Source organism: Wielerella bovis (assembly GCF_022354465.1).
Classification (GTDB): Bacteria; Pseudomonadota; Gammaproteobacteria; order Burkholderiales; family Neisseriaceae; genus Wielerella; species Wielerella bovis.
On record NZ_CP092361.1, the window covers coordinates 1,938,330 to 1,956,227 of the forward strand.

10 protein-coding genes and 1 CRISPR repeat array are annotated in these 17,898 nt (G+C 43.3%); of the genes, 3 read left to right on the forward strand and 7 right to left on the reverse strand.

Annotated features, from left to right (window positions below):
* Positions 1 to 58: 58 nt before the first annotated feature.
* The 7 genes from MIS45_RS09440 to MIS45_RS09470 form a co-directional block, all read right to left on the reverse strand.
* Positions 59 to 1,360, reverse strand: coding sequence for a hypothetical protein (locus tag MIS45_RS09440; protein WP_249450352.1), 1,302 nt, complete (start codon positions 1,358 to 1,360; stop codon positions 59 to 61).
* A 4-nt stretch (positions 1,361 to 1,364) separates the two neighbouring features.
* Positions 1,365 to 4,208 carry an excinuclease ABC subunit UvrA gene (uvrA, locus tag MIS45_RS09445; RefSeq protein WP_249450354.1) on the reverse strand — a complete coding sequence of 948 codons (2,844 nt, stop codon included), beginning with the start codon at positions 4,206 to 4,208 and terminating at the stop codon, positions 1,365 to 1,367.
* Between the two features lie 172 nt (positions 4,209 to 4,380).
* Positions 4,381 to 6,132: a CRISPR direct-repeat array (repeat unit 36 nt; unit sequence GTTGTAGCTCCCTTTCTCATTTCGCAATGCTACAAT).
* Positions 6,133 to 6,195: 63 nt separating this feature from the next.
* The gene (gene cas2 / locus MIS45_RS09450) at positions 6,196 to 6,522 is read right to left on the reverse strand and encodes a CRISPR-associated endonuclease Cas2 (protein ID WP_249450356.1); all 327 of its coding nucleotides are present in this window, start codon (positions 6,520 to 6,522) and stop codon (positions 6,196 to 6,198) included.
* On the reverse strand, positions 6,515 to 7,429 hold the full coding sequence (cas1, locus tag MIS45_RS09455) for a type II CRISPR-associated endonuclease Cas1 (protein ID WP_249450358.1): 915 nt from the start codon (positions 7,427 to 7,429) through the stop codon (positions 6,515 to 6,517). Before cas1 ends, cas2 begins: the two co-directional genes overlap by 8 nt.
* Before the next feature lie 65 nt (positions 7,430 to 7,494).
* Positions 7,495 to 10,647: a type II CRISPR RNA-guided endonuclease Cas9 gene (cas9, locus tag MIS45_RS09460; RefSeq protein WP_249450360.1), complete on the reverse strand. Its 3,153-nt coding sequence runs from the start codon at positions 10,645 to 10,647 to the stop codon at positions 7,495 to 7,497.
* 523 nt (positions 10,648 to 11,170) lie between these two features.
* Complete coding sequence (gene trxA, locus MIS45_RS09465; protein ID WP_249442378.1) at positions 11,171 to 11,503, reverse strand: thioredoxin TrxA; 333 nt, start codon at positions 11,501 to 11,503, stop codon at positions 11,171 to 11,173.
* Between the two features lie 165 nt (positions 11,504 to 11,668).
* Positions 11,669 to 12,541: an NAD(P)-dependent oxidoreductase gene (locus MIS45_RS09470; protein WP_249450362.1), complete on the reverse strand. Its 873-nt coding sequence runs from the start codon at positions 12,539 to 12,541 to the stop codon at positions 11,669 to 11,671.
* Between the two features lie 442 nt (positions 12,542 to 12,983).
* Between MIS45_RS09470 and rimP the strand changes: the two genes are divergently transcribed.
* The 3 genes from rimP to infB all read left to right on the forward strand — a co-directional run bounded on the left by rimP (position 12,984) and on the right by infB (position 17,879).
* Entirely contained in the window at positions 12,984 to 13,421 is a 438-nt protein-coding gene (rimP, locus tag MIS45_RS09475; protein WP_249448471.1) for a ribosome maturation factor RimP, read from the forward strand.
* Between the two features lie 96 nt (positions 13,422 to 13,517).
* Positions 13,518 to 15,020, forward strand: coding sequence for a transcription termination factor NusA (nusA, locus tag MIS45_RS09480; protein ID WP_249445749.1), 1,503 nt, complete (start codon positions 13,518 to 13,520; stop codon positions 15,018 to 15,020).
* Between the two features lie 12 nt (positions 15,021 to 15,032).
* On the forward strand, positions 15,033 to 17,879 hold the full coding sequence (infB, locus tag MIS45_RS09485) for a translation initiation factor IF-2 (protein ID WP_249450364.1): 2,847 nt from the start codon (positions 15,033 to 15,035) through the stop codon (positions 17,877 to 17,879).
* Positions 17,880 to 17,898: the final 19 nt, after the last annotated feature.

Below are 17,898 nucleotides of genomic sequence, written 5' to 3' on the forward strand. Positions count from 1 at the left end.
GCTGCCTATAGATTTGGAACGGCAATGTATATACTGCTTACCAAAATCCCATATAAAGTTAATAATAAGGAATAATATATTCGGATTTCAAAGCAAGGCATTGAATGGGATTGCTTTTCTTCTCTTTTTGGGTTTCAAGTCTGGCTTGTTCATAACCATGTGGACAAAATACTTTCATATCACCTAAATTCCAAGCAACATAACCGTAGAAACGGTTGTATTTACGTTCATTCTTAAACTGATTTTCTTTCTGTTCACACTGTGCTTTTCTTTTATCTTTGTCAGATAAAAACTGACATTGAGAATCTAACAAAGTACATTGTAATCCAGTATCTTGTATGGTTTTATAATTAAAATATTGTTTTAAATCATTACTATTACTTTCCAATTCACTAGTGGTTAGATTATTAGGTGCAAAAAAGCGTGTATCAATGGTGTACCAGTTTGCATTAGATGGGTATTCAATAAAATGCAATGGTTTTAAAATCAAGCGAGGTAATTGCCGCCCTTTATCAAAGAAAATTAATACATAAGCAATTAAAAACAACATTATACAAGGTATAAATAAATACCATATCTCAAATTTTTTCTTATTTTGGCACAAATGAAATGCAAAGAACCCGTTAACAGCATACACCAATAACCATGCAACAAAAAACACAATAAATAAATACCATGAAGCATCATTTTGATGACCTTTATCTGCAATGTTTATTGCCATTAATATAAAAAATACAGTAGATACAAAAAATGATATCGGTAAGCAAAGTAGGACTATAAGAAAAGATTTCATACGCTCAAACTTGGTTTGAGAAATAGTACATTGCCAAGTATATCCAACAAAAATCATAAAAAATAAAATAGAGAAAATATACTTAAATTCAACTCTTTCTATCCATAAATGCACACTTGATGTAATAATGATAAATGATGTTACTAAAATAGTAATAATATCAGTTTTTTCTTTTTTCCAAAAAAAGAACAATGGTACTACTAGTAAAATGAATATTGAACATGATATAAAAAAACTACAATATTTAATATCTGCATCAAGAATAATTTCCAATACAAAAAAGCACATAACAATAGTATTAGTAATGATTAATTTAGCATAATAATTTGTATTACTAAAGAACTCCAAACCATCCATAATTAACGGAATCTTTTCCTGATTCAGATATTCTGGAACAAAATAGGGTGTGATTAAACTGAATAAAAAAATCGTACTTATACCCATAAAAACTAAAATTAATGCCAATACGCTTAATATCGGAAATAATTTGGTGATAATTTCAATAAAATTCATCAACTGAAATCCAGGTGTGCTATTGCTAGATGTAACAATTTCTTGATTATCCATTGTTTTATCCTAAAATCATCTTCAAATACTTCGCTGTATGGCTCGTTTTGTGTTTCGCCACCTGTTCAGGGCTACCTGAAACCAAAATCGTCCCGCCACCTGCACCACCTTCCAACCCCAAATCCACAATCCAATCCGCCGTTTTAATCACATCTAAATTATGCTCAATAATCACAATAGAATTGCCTTTGCCCTTCAATCTTTGAATCACTTCCAACAATAAAGCGATGTCGGCAAAATGCAAACCTGTTGTCGGCTCGTCCAAAATATACAAAGTGCGCCCCGTATCGCGTTTGGACAATTCCAATGCCAATTTCACGCGCTGTGCCTCGCCGCCTGACAAAGTCGTGGCGGATTGCCCCAAACGAATGTAGCCCAAACCCACGTCCATCAGCGTTTGCAATTTGCGCGACACGGTCGGCACGGCATCAAAAAATTCACGCGCTTCTTCAACGGTTAAGTCCAAGACTTCGCTGATGTTTTTGCCTTTATAGCGCACTTCCAGCGTTTCACGGTTGTAGCGTTTGCCGTGGCACACTTCGCATGGCACATACACGTCTGGCAAAAAGTGCATTTCCACTTTAATCACGCCATCGCCTTGACACGCTTCGCAACGTCCGCCTTTCACGTTAAACGAAAAACGCCCCACGCTGTAACCGCGTTCCCGCGCCACAGGCACGCCCGCAAACAGCTCACGAATGGGCGTAAACAAACCCGTGTAAGTCGCTGGATTGGAACGCGGTGTGCGTCCGATGGGCGATTGGTCAACATTGATGACTTTGTCCAAATGCTCCAAGCCGTGAATTTCATCGTATGGCGCAGGTTCTTCGTGGGCGCGGTTGAGTTCACGCGCGGCAATTTTGGCGAGTGTGTCGTTAATCAACGTGGATTTGCCCGAACCCGACACGCCTGTTACGCAAGTGATTAAGCCCAAAGGCAATTCCAGCGTTACATTTTTCAAATTGTTGCCACGCGCACCCGTCAAAACCAACATTTTTTCAGGATTAACAGGCGTGCGTTTTTCAGGCAGCCTGATTTGTTTTTTGCCGCTCAAATATTGTCCTGTAACCGATTGTTCGCATTCGGCAATTTTGTCTGGTGTGTCGGCAATGATGACGTTGCCGCCGTGTTCGCCCGCGCCCACGCCCATGTCCACCACAAAATCGGCATGGCGAATCGCGTCTTCATCGTGTTCCACAACGATGACGCTGTTGCCCAAATCGCGCAATCTTTTCAATGTCATCAACAATCTGTCGTTGTCGCGTTGGTGCAAACCGATGGACGGTTCGTCCAAAACATACATCACGCCCGTCAAACCTGAACCGATTTGGCTCGCCAAGCGAATGCGTTGCGCTTCGCCACCCGAAAGCGTTTCGGCTGAACGGCTTAAATTCAAATAATCCAAACCCACGTTAATCAAAAAGCCCAAGCGTTCCGTGATTTCTTTCAGGATTTTTTCGGCAATTTGCGCTTTGTTGCCTTCTAATTGTAATTGTTCAAAAAATTCAATGGTTTGATTTAAGGGCAAAGCGGACAAATCGTGCAAAGCCATGTCGCCAACGTGGACGTGTCGCGCTTCTTTTCGCAAACGCGCACCGCCACAACTCGGACAGGCGCGGTGGCTTTGGTATTCGCGCAATTTGTCGCGTATGGTTTCGCTGTCGGTTTCGCGGTAACGGCGTTCCAAATTCGGCAAAATGCCTTCAAAAGCGTGGGGGCGTTCAAACGTACCGCCTTTTTCGGATAAATATTTGAAATTAATGATTTCTTTGCCAGAACCATGCAAAATGACGTTTTGTACATTTTCAGGCAGCCTGAAAAATGGTTCGTTCACATCAAATTGATAATGCGTGGCAAGTGATTGTATCATTTGAAAATAAAATTGATTGCGCTTGTCCCAGCCTTCAATCGCGCCAGCCGCCAGCGACAATTCGGGGTGGGCGACTACGCGTTCCGCGTCAAAAAAATCTTTGCTGCCCAAACCATCGCAACTCGGACACGCGCCCACGGGATTGTTGAACGAAAACAAACGCGGTTCCAATTCAGGCAGACTGTACGAACACATCGGGCAGGCGAATTGCGCGGAAAACCAATGTTCTTGATTGGTGTCCATTTCTAGGGCAATGGCGCGGTCGCCGCCGTGTCGCAGGGTGGTTTCAAAACTTTCGGCAAGCCGTTGTTGTAAATCGGATTTGACTTTAATTCGGTCAATGACCACATCAATGTCGTGTTTGTGGGTTTTTGCCAATTTGGGGACTTCGTCCAAAGTGTAAACCGTGCCGTCCACGCGCACACGCGCAAAACCTTGCGCTTGCAAATCAGCAAACAAATCCAAAAATTCGCCTTTGCGACCGCGCACGGCTGGGGCGAGTATCATGATTTTGGTGTCTTCGGCTAATTGCAAAACAAAATCAACCATTTGTGAAACAGTCTGACTGGCAAGCGGCAAGCCGTGTTCAGGACAATGTGGCGTGCCAATTCGCGCGTACAAAAGTCGCAAATAATCATGGATTTCGGTAACCGTACCAACGGTGGAACGCGGATTGTGGCTGGTGGATTTTTGTTCAATGGAAATGGCGGGCGACAAGCCTTCAATCAAATCCACATCGGGCTTGTCCATCATTTGCAGAAACTGACGGGCGTAGGCAGACAGGCTTTCCACATAACGGCGTTGCCCTTCGGCATAGAGCGTGTCAAACGCCAAACTGGATTTGCCCGAACCAGAAAGCCCTGTAATGACAACCAGTTGATGACGCGGAATGTCCAAATCCACGTTTTTGAGATTGTGGGTGCGTGCGCCGCGAATGCGAATGAAATCATTGTTTTGAATGGAGGTGTATTTGGACATGGTTCAGGCTGCCTGAAAAAATTGAAAACTGGGTATTTTAGCATTTTTTGTGGGCAAAAATGGGGTTTCAGGCAGCCTGAAAAGTATCATTATTTGAGGAAGAACATTTCGTGAACAATAAAATTACTTTCCGAAATACTACAATCGCACGCTGGATACTGCGTATTTATACATCGTGGCTTCTCTTCTCATTTCGCAATGCTACAATGCCTGAAAATGCACAATCTCGTTATTTTAAGTTGTAGCTCCCTTTCTCATTTCGCAATGCTACAATGCTGCACCAACGCAACAGACAACTACGTCAGTTGTAGCTCCCTTTCTCATTTCGCAATGCTACAATTGCGCGGCAGCGATGCCAATCCCATCAGCAGTTGTAGCTCCCTTTCTCATTTCGCAATGCTACAATTGCATAGACGGTTTGCGCGGCTGGATTTTGGTTGTAGCTCCCTTTCTCATTTCGCAATGCTACAATTCGCAGCGGTTTTACTGTGCTCACGTTCTGGTTGTAGCTCCCTTTCTCATTTCGCAATGCTACAATTCGCAGCGGTTTTACTGTGCTCACGTTCTGGTTGTAGCTCCCTTTCTCATTTCGCAATGCTACAATTTTGGGTGGATTAATTTCATTGTTTTTCTCGTTGTAGCTCCCTTTCTCATTTCGCAATGCTACAATCAATCAGCATTTCTACCGCACGTTCCACCGGTTGTAGCTCCCTTTCTCATTTCGCAATGCTACAATTTGAAGCCGAAGTTGTCGGCTTTGATGCAGGTTGTAGCTCCCTTTCTCATTTCGCAATGCTACAATTGGCATGGCAAGCGGGCGATAGCGTTGCCCGTTGTAGCTCCCTTTCTCATTTCGCAATGCTACAATATCCGTACAACTCTTTGCGCCCTTTCTGAAGTTGTAGCTCCCTTTCTCATTTCGCAATGCTACAATTCAACAAACAACAAGGCAGCATAAATTTTAGTTGTAGCTCCCTTTCTCATTTCGCAATGCTACAATGGTAAGAAATCGCCCGTCCTTAATGAGTACGTTGTAGCTCCCTTTCTCATTTCGCAATGCTACAATTTCAATCACTCACAGGAGCTTAAAAAATGAGTTGTAGCTCCCTTTCTCATTTCGCAATGCTACAATTTAAAGCAACATTTAAAAATGCAAATGCAAGTTGTAGCTCCCTTTCTCATTTCGCAATGCTACAATCGCGTTTATCATGTTACTAAAACAACTCGGGTTGTAGCTCCCTTTCTCATTTCGCAATGCTACAATCCTTCTGCTGCCACCCCGAAACAATTTTGAGTTGTAGCTCCCTTTCTCATTTCGCAATGCTACAATACCAAAATAGCATAAGCCACCGTTTGAGCAGTTGTAGCTCCCTTTCTCATTTCGCAATGCTACAATCAGAGCGTTTAGCACAAAATGGTACAGATAGTTGTAGCTCCCTTTCTCATTTCGCAATGCTACAATCCAAAAGATTGTGTCGTTGCCATCCTTGGGGTTGTAGCTCCCTTTCTCATTTCGCAATGCTACAATGCAAAATCTGTGCGTGATTCAAATTCAATTGTTGTAGCTCCCTTTCTCATTTCGCAATGCTACAATTATGGCTTGCCTCACCGCCAGCGTGTGCAGGTTGTAGCTCCCTTTCTCATTTCGCAATGCTACAATCTACGCCATTGTTCAGTGTAAAAGGGGTAAGTTGTAGCTCCCTTTCTCATTTCGCAATGCTACAATTATTAAACGCGGTGCATGGGTGCATTGAGAGTTGTAGCTCCCTTTCTCATTTCGCAATGCTACAATAGCATTTCAAGTGCTGCGCCTTGTATAAGGGTTGTAGCTCCCTTTCTCATTTCGCAATGCTACAATGGTCGGCAACATTCACGCCATTGACCCAAAGTTGTAGCTCCCTTTCTCATTTCGCAATGCTACAATACCTATGCCCGAAACCTTGATGAATTCAAGGTTTCGGGTGTTTTTTCTCACAAAAAAATCACGCTAAAACAGCAAAAGTTGCTCTGCATTGACCTTTTTTTCCACCGTTGTTTTCTCACCCAAAAGCACTGCCATTGCCGCAAATTGCTTTTCGGTTACTTCCAAACAGCGTACTGAACCCTCTCTGGGCAAATTTTCGCACAAGTGTTTGTGGTGCTTTTGCAACATATCGCGACCGCGCACAATGCGTGTGTACACCGACAATTGCAACATTTGATAACCGTCTCTTTGTAAAAATCGACGGAAATCATTCGCGGCTTTGCGCTTGGCTTTGGTGGTTACAGGTAAATCAAAAAACACAATAATGCGCATAAATTGGTTCTCACTCATAACGGTGTTCTTTCAAAACAAGCATTTCAGGCAGCCACAATCGTTTGGCATCTTTTTCATTTAAGGCTGCCTGCAAACTGCCAATCGTGCGGTCTATTGCACCCAATGTGGTAAAAACTTGATTCTGCCAACGCATTTGGTAATGCAATAATTTGATGAGCTGCTGTTTGCTGTGTGGGGTTAATTCGTCTTTCAGGCTGCCTGAATTTGCCCATTCGCTTACCATTAAATCCACAATTGGGCGAAAGGGTTCTATGAAATCGTCTGCCAAATTGAATGGATTTTGTTCGTTGTGATGATGCAAACCCAATGCGGGCAGCCACCCATATTGCACCAATGCCCGCGCCACTGCTGAACGCAAAATGGTGTAGCCATAGTTTAAATGTGCGTTTATGGCGTTTGCTTGTTGGCGTGTGAATCCGCGCCCAAAGGCTGCCTGAAAATACACGGCTGCCGCTTGCGATTCTTTGTTGTCGTGGTCGCCTGATTTGACGTTTTCAGCCAGCCTGTTGAGTGTTTCGGCTGCTTTATCTGCACCCATTTCATTTAAAACAAAGGCTTGATTGCGGATTTTTTGTTGCACAATTTTTTGCCAAAGCTGCTTTTTTTGGGGTTGTGTGGCGTTCAGTTGCAATTTCAGGGTTTTTAATGGGCGATGATATTGGGCAAAGGGCAACCATTGTCCGCAGGGCAAAAATTGTTCATCACAAGTCAGCAGGGTAATGCCATGTTGTGCCAATGCTGAAAGTAAAGGCGTGGTCAGCACGGTTTCTTTGTTTTCAATGACGATGACCGCCAAATCTGCCAATGGCACGGGAATGGCATCGCCATTTTGTTGAATGAGCAATTGCTGATTTTTTAAAGACAGTTTTCCGCCATTGCTGATGAGTAAAGTGCGCCAAGTCATGATTTTTCCTTTAAAAAAATCCCCTGTTTCATTGCGTATTTATCACAATGAAACAGGGGAATGGTTTAGCCAACACCCTGACGTTTGCTGGTTTTGCACTCGTGAATGTCTTTGCCCAATACATCTATTTCAAATTTTTTGAATGAAATCACACCAGATTTCACACCTAAACCGCGATGTGTTCCGTCTTTCACTTTCTGCGTATCACGGTCATGTTCACGAATGCTTATGGCAGCACTTGCCCTATCTAAACCTGCAAAATAACCCAAAATACGTTGCTTTTTGGTAATCAGTTCCACCAAATCATTCTTATATAAAGAAAATTGGAAAATAAAGGTTTCATCCATTTCGTCCCAATCTTGTTCGTTTTTTTGGGCAGTTGCGGCTTTATTGGGCAGAATGCCTTTTGCCACTTGCCACGCATAAATCGGCACAAGGTAAAACTTCCCTGCTTTGGCAAACACATCTACGCGCACCATGTCGCCATTGTCGGCAATGCCTTTGTTTTTGGGCAACAGCACGCCTGATTTTTGGACACTTTTAATGCGCACCGCTTTGACGCGCTGCCCGCCTTTTTTGTAAAAGGGTTCGGCAAAGGCTTTGACGGGGTCATCATTGAATTGCTGCAAACGTGCTTTTAAGGCTGCCTGTAAATCGGGTTCGCGTTCACGATTGACCATGTTGTCCAAATCTTTTAATTTCAATTTGTTTAATGGCACGCGCAATATGCTGATTTTTTCTTGCTCAAAACGCTTGGCAGAGCGTATTGTTTCCAAATGCCCTTGCCCCGACATTTTCCGTGTGGGCATGCGCGATACAAACAGGGGCTGCACATATTCATGCTGATGTTTTTCAGGCAGCTTTTCGCGTGGATTGTCGTCAAACACGCGTGTCATCACCTCTTCACGAAAACCGTGCCAAGGGCTTGGGAAATGCTCGGAAATCACTTCGCCTGTTGCTTTGTCAATGCGCTCGTCTGTGAAGACGTTGCCTTCTTGATATTTCACAAAACGTGTGATTTTTTGCTGCATTGCCACTGTGCTGCACGCCACAACAATGGCATCTATTGCGTGATGTCGGTCGTTGATTTCGCGGTTTTTGCTCAACCCCCAACGTCCGCGCAATAAAGCGGTAATCTGCCCATTGCTGGCAAATACGCGCTGTTTGCCTTTGCCGACAAGCTGCATGTTCTCTGCAATAAAACGACACAGAAAACGCGATACATAGCGTGTGTCATTCAAATTGCGTTCAATGAATTTTTTCTCATCAATGTGTTGCAGCATCACGCGCTGTTTTTTGGCACGCGAAAAATTGCTGCCTGAAACATTTGCCACAAACAATCGCCAGCGTTCGCTGTCGTTTTTGCCGTCCAAATATTCGTAGGGGGTTTGATTGCCTTTGTTTTGGTTTTCGCTTTTCAACACCAAGATTTTGTTGTTGAAACTGTCGTCCCAAGTGCGTGAAAATGGCAATGCGTGGTCAATTTCCACATAGCCATTTTCAGGCAGCCTGCGCAAATCAATGGGTTTGCCTGAATACAAACATTTGCCATGTTGTGCTTGATACAAACGCCATTTCAAAATGTCTTTGGCTTTGGGTTCGCCCACTAAATTGGGGAAGTTTTTGCAAAATTCGGCAATGGCATCTTGGCGTTGTTTGGCATGGGTTTCTTGTTGTTTTTTGATTTTTTCGCGTTCATCAAATGATTTGCCCACTTCGCGCCCTGTTTCAATGTGCACCCGAGCTGGCGAACCGTAACGACGCACAATCGCATTGATGACTTTCCGCGCCTGTGTGAGTGTGCGCAACACAACGGGATTGCGGATTTCATCTGCGAGGATATTGGGCAGCAAGGTTTGAATGTGGGCAGATTTTTGTCCGTAATGATTGCCGTAAATTTGCGTACATGCCTCGTCATAGCGCAAGCCTTGTTCCATTAAAGGCACAATTTTCCGCAATGCTTTCAAAGACAAATGTTGAAATTGACTGAAATTCAAATTTTCTTGCAACACCAACAACACTTTTTCGGGCAATGCGTGTTTCAGGCTGCCTGAAATTTCATCATCGGTTTGGCAAATGGAAAAGACTGTGCCAATTTCGTCCAATAAATCGGGCTTTATCGCCAAACTTTGCCATTCTGTTTTTAAGCCCTGATTTTCCATTGCTTTGCGGATGGCATGCCATGCTTTCATTTCCATGAATGTGGCGTTTTCGGCATTGTCTTTGCCATAGCGCAAGCCTTTGAAATGGGCGGTTTCAGGTAACTCTAATCGCTCGCGAACTTGTTTGTAGGTCAGTTTGGCTTTTTCATAAGGCAAATTGATGAGCTGCTTGCGTTGCGTTTCATTCAAAGCATATTCATCGCCATTATCGGCAATGCGCAAATTGTTCAAGCGCGTGAGCCACACAAAACGCTCTGCCGTGTAGGTGTTTTTGGCGGCTTTGTATTCTTCTGGTTCATGAGTGCATTTGCCGAGCATGTTCAGCAGGTCTTTGCCTGATAATGCGGCACGTTGTGTCATCAACAAATTGTGGACGCACGTTTTCAGGCTGCCTGAAACGTGTGGGTTGCCCAAACGGGTTTGTGCATCAAACAATTGGTTCAGTTCATCTGCCAAATCTTCTCGGCTGAATGTGTGTTGGTATGCACCACTTTGATTGCGAATGTGTCCGTCTTGCAGCGCAAATTGTTTGACTGCCAATTCTGCTGGTGTGCGAATGTGTTGATTGTTTTGCAATATTTGATGATTTTGGTGTACGCCTTGCAGCAATGCGCCCAATTCTTTATCGGTGGTTTTTACTTCGTTTTTGCGTTGCGACAAATAGCCGCGTCGCTTAACCAAATGCAATAAAACGGCTGCCCATTCTTTGGGTTCAAGTTTTCTGTCCAAGCCTGCCACACGCAAATCCCATACATGAATGGGCAAATTTATCACATAACCATTTTCATCAAAATCGGCAGCCTGCAACACATTTTCACGCAACAAGATTTCACGCAATCGCTGTAAACGGTGGGTGCGGCGGTAAATACGCCTACGCTGACCGCGTGCCAAACGCCTTACTGCTGCCAATGATTCACCATTTTGTGAATTTTCTGCTGCATCAAAGGTGCGCACTCCTACATCAATCAAACGAATGGGAGATTCGTGTTCGTCGATTTCCACAACAGCCCAACCGCATGATGCAATACCCAAATCCAAACCTAATACGTAGTTCATTACTCAGTCCCTTTTAGCAAACAAAAATATTTATGTATCATACATTTATAATAAAATTAACACAATACTTGACGCTATGGGTGTTTCTTTATTATGATGTACCGCATTGTTGCATTGCGAAATGAGAAACGTTGCTACAATAAGGTTTTATACCGTAACGCTCTGCCCCCTAAATACTTCGATATTTAGGGGGCATCGTTTTTCAGGCTGAAACTCTTGCAAACTCCAAACTGTAGTTCGAATTCTTGAAGCCAACATTTTTTATATTTAATAAATATTTGTTTTTATATAAAATTGTCAAATATGGGTATACGACCTATGGTTGTTGAGGCAGCCTGAAAGTCCAAAAACAAATGCTAAACCTCCCAAAATTTAAGTTGGAATATTCAACTTAAAATTTTGGGAGGTATCATTTCTTTCAGGCTGCCTTTCATGCTTATGCTATAGCAAACCTAACAGAGCAAAGTAAAAAAAGTGAATCAAGATTATATTAATAATCTTGATTCAAAATAAATTCAATCTATTATGCTTCAATAGATGCTTTGATAAAAGCTTCTAATTGTGGTTTTGCCAATGCACCTACTTTATTTGCTACGCTCTTACCATCTTTAAACACAATCATGGTTGGAATACCGCGAACACCAAATTGTGTAGGAATGGCTTGATTTTCATCAACATTCATTTTTGCAATTTTCACTTTGCCGTCCATTTCTTCTGCCAACTGATCCAAAATAGGGGCAATCATTTTACAAGGACCACACCAAGGTGCCCAAAAGTCCAATACCACAGGCAATTCTGATTCCAAAACTTCGGTTGCAAAATTTGCATCGGTAACGTGTATGATTTTGTCGCTCATGATTTTCCTTTTCACAAGTAATGATTAATGGTGCATGTAAGATACTTCTTTATGACACGAATTTCAAGTAGCATATCTGAATTATAGCTTTTGCATATTCATTAAATAGTCTCTCAAACAAGAAGGTAGCCTGAAAATAGTTTCAGGCTGCCTTTTTCTATGGATTTATTTTTGTTTCGCAACTTGCAAATAAATCCCCGACACATCTTCGCCGCCCAAACCCGCTTCTACCGCCGCCCGATATTGCGCGGCGGTGGTTTCAATCGCGGGCAAAGTCAAATTCATTTGTGCCAATTCGCCACACGCCAAATTCAAATCCTTACTGGCGTGTTTCAACATAAACGCGGCTGGGAAAGTTTTGTCCAACAACAACGGTTTTTTGGTTTGGAACATCGGCGAATTCATGGCAGAACCGCCAATCGCTTCGGCTAATTCATTCAAATCAATGCCAAATTTTTCGCCCATCAACATCGCTTCGGCATAGGCTTCGCCAAATACGCCAAGCAAGGAATTCAGCACCAATTTTGCGCCCGAACCTTTGCCCACGCCGCCAAAATGGAAAGTCTGTTTGCCCAACACGCTGAACACGCCGCGTAATGGATTCAATACGCTTTCTTCGCCACCAAATAAAATCAGCAGCGTACCTTGTGTGGCAGGCACAACCGAACCCGAAACAGGGGCTTCGGCAAATTGACCGCCATGTGATTCCACCAAGTCTTTGATTTTTAAATTTTCAGTCGGCGAAACAGTGCTCATATTGACAATAATTTTGCCATTTAATTGGGCGCACACTTCTTCGTTCAAAATCGCCACCGCCGCCGCGTAGTCTGATACCATCAAAATCACGGCAGGATAATCACGTACCAATTCACTGGCAGATGGGTACACTTTCGCGCCTTTTTCGGCAAATTCGGCGCATTTGTCGGCATTTCGGTTGTACACACCCACGCCAATCTCGTGCGCCAACAGGCGATTAACCATCGGTACGCCCATTTGCCCTAAACCAATCCAGCCAATTTGTTTCAATTCTGTTGTCATATTTGTTTTCCTTGTTGATAAAGTGAAATGCTGTTTTCAGGCTGCCTTATAAACAATAGGCAGCCTGAAAATATAGCGTTTGATGAGATTTTAGTCTAAATTATCGTTTAATTGTCAAACCTTTAAAATTGAAATTTAACCATTTGAAAAATAACGAATATTTTTACAAATTAAATAACCCAAAAGCAAAAAGGCAGCCTGAAAAATATTATCCTACAAAAACATTTTCAGGCTGCCTTTTTAAATTCAATTAATTAAAAAATATTAATATAAATCAATGAAATAGAATCCATTTTAAATTTATTGTTTGACAAAATCCATTATCATCTTTTCATTTTAACCAGAAAAGAATATAATCCAACAAATTTTTCAAACACCCAACGAAAAATGACCCGAGCGGTCATTTTTTTGTTTTTATACTTTACGGAAATATCAATAACATATGGATTTACAACAAATTTTAGACACAACTCTACCTGGTTTAGGTTACGAATTGGTGGATTTTGAACTGACCGCACAAGGTACTTTGCGTATTTTTATTGATAAAGAAGGCGGCATTACGGTGGAAGATTGCGCGACTGTCAGCAATCATTTAAGCCGCGTGTTTATGGTGGAAGATGTGGATTATAAAAATCTGGAAATTTCCAGCCCTGGGCTTGACCGTCCATTGAAAAAAGCCAGCGATTTTGTGCGTTTTACGGGCAGCCAAGCCAAAATCAAAACACGCTTACCTGTTGAAGGACAAAAAAACTTCATCGGCAAAATTGAAGCGTTTGATGAAACAACGCAAATCATCACGCTTTCTTTTGATGGTAAAACGGCGCAAATTGAATTGTCCAATGTGGATAAAGCGCGAATTAAACCTGAATTTAAATTTTAAAATTCAGGCAGCCTGAAAAAGTATTATTTCTTATTTTCAGGCTGCCTATCCGTATTTATTTCAAAATATATATTAAATATTAGTAGGAGCAACTCTGTGAGTCGTGAAATTTTAGCGTTGGTGGAAGCACTGGCGAGCGAAAAAAATGTGAACGAAGACGTGGTTTTTGAAGCGTTGGAAACCGCTTTGGGTATCGCTGCCAAAAAGAAAGCTGACCGCGAACAAATGGATTTGGAAGTCCGCATCAATCGTGAAACAGGCGAATATACAACTGTGCGTAAGTGGTTGATTGTAGAAGACTTGGACTACACTTATCCCGAATTGGAAAAAACCATCGAGCAAATTCAGGAAGAAATCCCTGGTATTGAAATCAATGTGGGCGATTACTACGAAGAAGACATTCCCAATGAGGCATTTGGTCGTCAAGCGGCACAAACGGCAAAACAAATCATTTTGCAAAAAATCCGTGATGCGGAACGTGAGCAAATTTTGAACAACTTTTTAGCCGTGCGTGAAGATATTGTCATCGGCACAGTAAAACGTGTGGAACGTCATGGCATTATCGTGGAAATTGCACCAAAATTGGACGCTTTGATTCCACGCGAAGAAATGTTGCCACGCGAAAACTACCGCGGTGGCGACAAAATTCGTGCATTGTTCTGGAAAGTGGAAGAATTTAATGGTGGTCGCAAACAAGTGATGTTGAGCCGTTCTTCGCCTGAATTTTTGCGCAAGTTGTTTGAACAGGAAGTGCCTGAAATCAAAGATGGTTTGCTGGAAATTCGTGAAGTGGCACGTGATGCTGGACAGCGTGCAAAAATTGCGGTGCATACCAATGACCAGCGCATTGACCCACAAGGCACTTGCATTGGCGTACGCGGTTCGCGTGTGAATGCGGTTTCCAATGAAATTGGCGGAGAGCGTATTGATGTGGTGTTGTGGTCGGACGATACAGCACAGTTTGTGATTAATGCGCTTTCTCCTGCTCAGGTAAGCCGTATTGTCATTGACGATGAAACTAATTCTGTGGATGTGATTGTGGCAGAAGACCAGTTGGCATTGGCGATTGGTCGTGGCGGTCAAAATGTGCGTTTAGCAGCGGAATTAACTGGTTTACAGTTAAATATCATGACATTGCAAGAAGCAGCAGAACGTAATGCAGAAGAAGAAGCGGCATTGCGTGATTTGTTTATGTCACAACTGAATGTTGATGAAGAGACCGCTAATGCTTTAGTTGCAGCAGAATTTACCAGCATTGAAGAAGTGGCATTTGTACCTGTGGAAGATTTGCTGGAAATTGAAATCCTAACGCCAGAAACCGCTGAAACTTTGCGTATTACCGCGCGTGAAGTGATTTTGCAAACAGAGTTAGAAGTAGCTGAGAAATTAAACAATATTGATGAAGATTTGAAATCTCTGGACAACGTGGACGAAGATATGTTGCGCGATTTAGCCGATGCGAATATCACTAACCGCGATGCATTGGCAGAACTTTCCATTGATGAATTGATTGAAATCACAGGTGTCAGCAAAGATGAAGCAGAACGTGTGATTCTAGCCGCACGCGCCCATTGGTTTGCCGAAGATAACGCAGAATAAGGAAGAATATCTATGAGTAACAATAATTCACGTAATAAACCGACTTCTGCCAGTAAAACTGTGGTGGAACATAAAGGCAAAAAACGCGCGCTTGTACCACAATCTCGCGAAGAAATGTTGGCGCAGTTGAAAGCTGAAGCAGAAGGTAAAACCGTTTCAGGCAGCCTGAAAACCGAAGAAAAACAGATTGAAACAACAGAAAATCCTGTAACACAGCCTGAAAATACTGTGGCAGATACAAGTGCTGCTGATGCAGAACGTGCAGCAAAAAAAGCTGCTGCCGAAGCTGAGGCTGCGCGATTGAAAGCAGCGAGAGCAGGTAAAACCACAAAACCTGCACCTGTTGTGGAAGAAACATCTGCGTCAGTTGTTGCGCAAGAAACGGTAACACAGCCTGAAAAAACGGGAGAACAAACAGAAGTTTCAGGCAGCCTGAAAACAACGGAAAATCAAATTACTGCGCCACAAGCTGAAAATACAAATACAGCAGAAAACAAAGAAACAACTAAACGTAAACGCAACCGCGGTGGTAAAAATCGCAATAAAGAAAATGCTGCACCTGAACCATTGCCACAACCTGTTGAGGTGGTTAATGCTGAAGAAGCCGCTCGTCGTGCCGAAGAAGCGGAACGTGCGCAGCGTATGCGCGAAGCACAAGAAAAATTGGCACGCGAAAAAGCGGAACGTGCTGAACGTCAAGCACGACGTGAGGCGGCAAAATTAGAAGCTGCGGAGCAAGCGCGTCAAGCTGAAGCGGCGAAAAAAGCGGGTAAAGACGGAAAAGGTCAGCGTGTTGCCAAACCAAGTGAAGAAAAATTGGCGCAAAAAGCCCAAGAAGCTAAAAATAAACCAGCCAAACCTGCTGCACCTAAAATCTTATCTGAAGATGAAAATCCAAGTAGTGGCAGTCGCAAAAAAGAAGACCGCCGTCACAATCGCGATGAAGACGCACCCAAAGGTAAAGGTGGTAAAAATGCCAAAGGCGGTCGCAATGACAGTCGCAATTCAGGTGGCGATGATGAACGCGTACGCAGTGGTAAAAAAGGCAAAAAACTGAAATTAGAACCTAATCAACACGGTTTCCAAGCACCAACCGAACCCGTTGTGCATGAAGTTTCTGTTCCTGAAACCATTACCGTTGCTGATTTGGCGCACAAAATGGCGGTCAAAGGCGTGGAAGTGGTGAAAACGCTAATGAAAATGGGCATGATGGTTACCATCAACCAATCGCTTGACCAAGACACCGCGCTGTTGGTGGTGGAAGAAATGGGGCACATTGGCAAACCTGCCGCGATTGATGACCCAGATGCATTCTTGAATGACGACAGTACCCATGTTGATGCGGAATTGTTGCCACGTCCACCTGTTGTTACTGTAATGGGACACGTTGACCACGGTAAAACATCTTTGCTGGACTACATTCGCCGTACCAAAGTAGTAGCCGGCGAGGCTGGTGGTATCACGCAACATATTGGTGCGTACCATGTGGAAACACCCAAAGGTGTGGTAACGTTCTTGGATACCCCCGGTCATGAAGCGTTTACCGCCATGCGTGCACGTGGTGCAAAAGCCACAGATGTGGTGATTTTGGTGGTGGCAGCCGATGACGGTGTCATGCCACAAACCATTGAAGCCATCGCTCACGCCAAAGCCGCTGGTGTCCCCATTGTGGTTGCCGTGAACAAAATTGATAAAGAGGCTGCCAACCCAGAACGTATTCGCCAAGAATTGACCCAACACGAAATCGTGTGTGATGAATGGGGCGGTGATGTGCAATTTGTGGATGTTTCTGCCAAACAAGGTATCAATATTGATAAATTGTTGGAAGCCGTATTGCTGGAAGCAGAAGTGTTGGAATTGAAAGCCCCTGTTGCATCGCCAGCGAAAGGCATTATTGTGGAAGCGCGTTTGGACAAAGGTCGTGGCGCGGTTGCTACTTTGTTGGTGCAAAGCGGTACATTACGCAAAGGCGACATGCTGTTGGCTGGTACGACTTTCGGTAAAATCCGCGCCATGTTGGACGAAAGCGGTAAACCGATTGAAGAGGCTGGCCCATCTATCCCTGTAGAAATTTTGGGTTTATCCGATGTGCCCAATGCAGGCGAAGATGCCATTGTATTGGCAGACGAGAAAAAAGCACGTGAAGTGGCATTGTTCCGTCAAGGCAAATTCCGTGATGTGCGTTTGGCGAAACAGCAAGCAGCAAAATTGGAAAACATGTTCAACAACATGGGTGAAGGTCAGGCGCAAAATCTGTCGGTCATCATCAAAGCAGACGTACAAGGTTCTTACGAAGCCCTTGCAGGCAGCCTGCAAAAATTATCTACCGATGAAGTGCGTGTACAAGTCCTGCACAGCGGTGTGGGTGGTATCTCCGAGAGTGATGTGAACTTGGCGATTGCCTCTGGTGCGTTGATTATCGGCTTTAATGTGCGTGCTGACGCATCTGCGCGTAAATTAGCTGAAAGTGAAGATGTGGAAATTCGTTACTACAACATCATTTACGATGCTATTGACGATGTAAAAGCTGCCATGAGTGGCATGTTGTCGCCAGAAGAAAAAGAACAAATCACAGGTACAGTGGAAATCCGCCAAGTCATCACAGTATCCAAAGTCGGCAATATTGCGGGTTGTATGGTTACCGATGGTGTGGTGAAACGCGACAGCAAAGTCCGTTTGATTCGCAATAATGTGGTGATTCACACGGGCGAGCTGGCGTCATTGAAACGCTTTAAAGACGATGCGAAAGAAGTTCGCATGGGCTTTGAATGTGGCTTGATGATTAAAAACTTCAATGAAATCATGGAAGGCGACCAGTTGGAATGCTTTGACGTAGTAGAAGTGGCGCGTACTTTGTAATTGCGTTTAAATAAAAAAA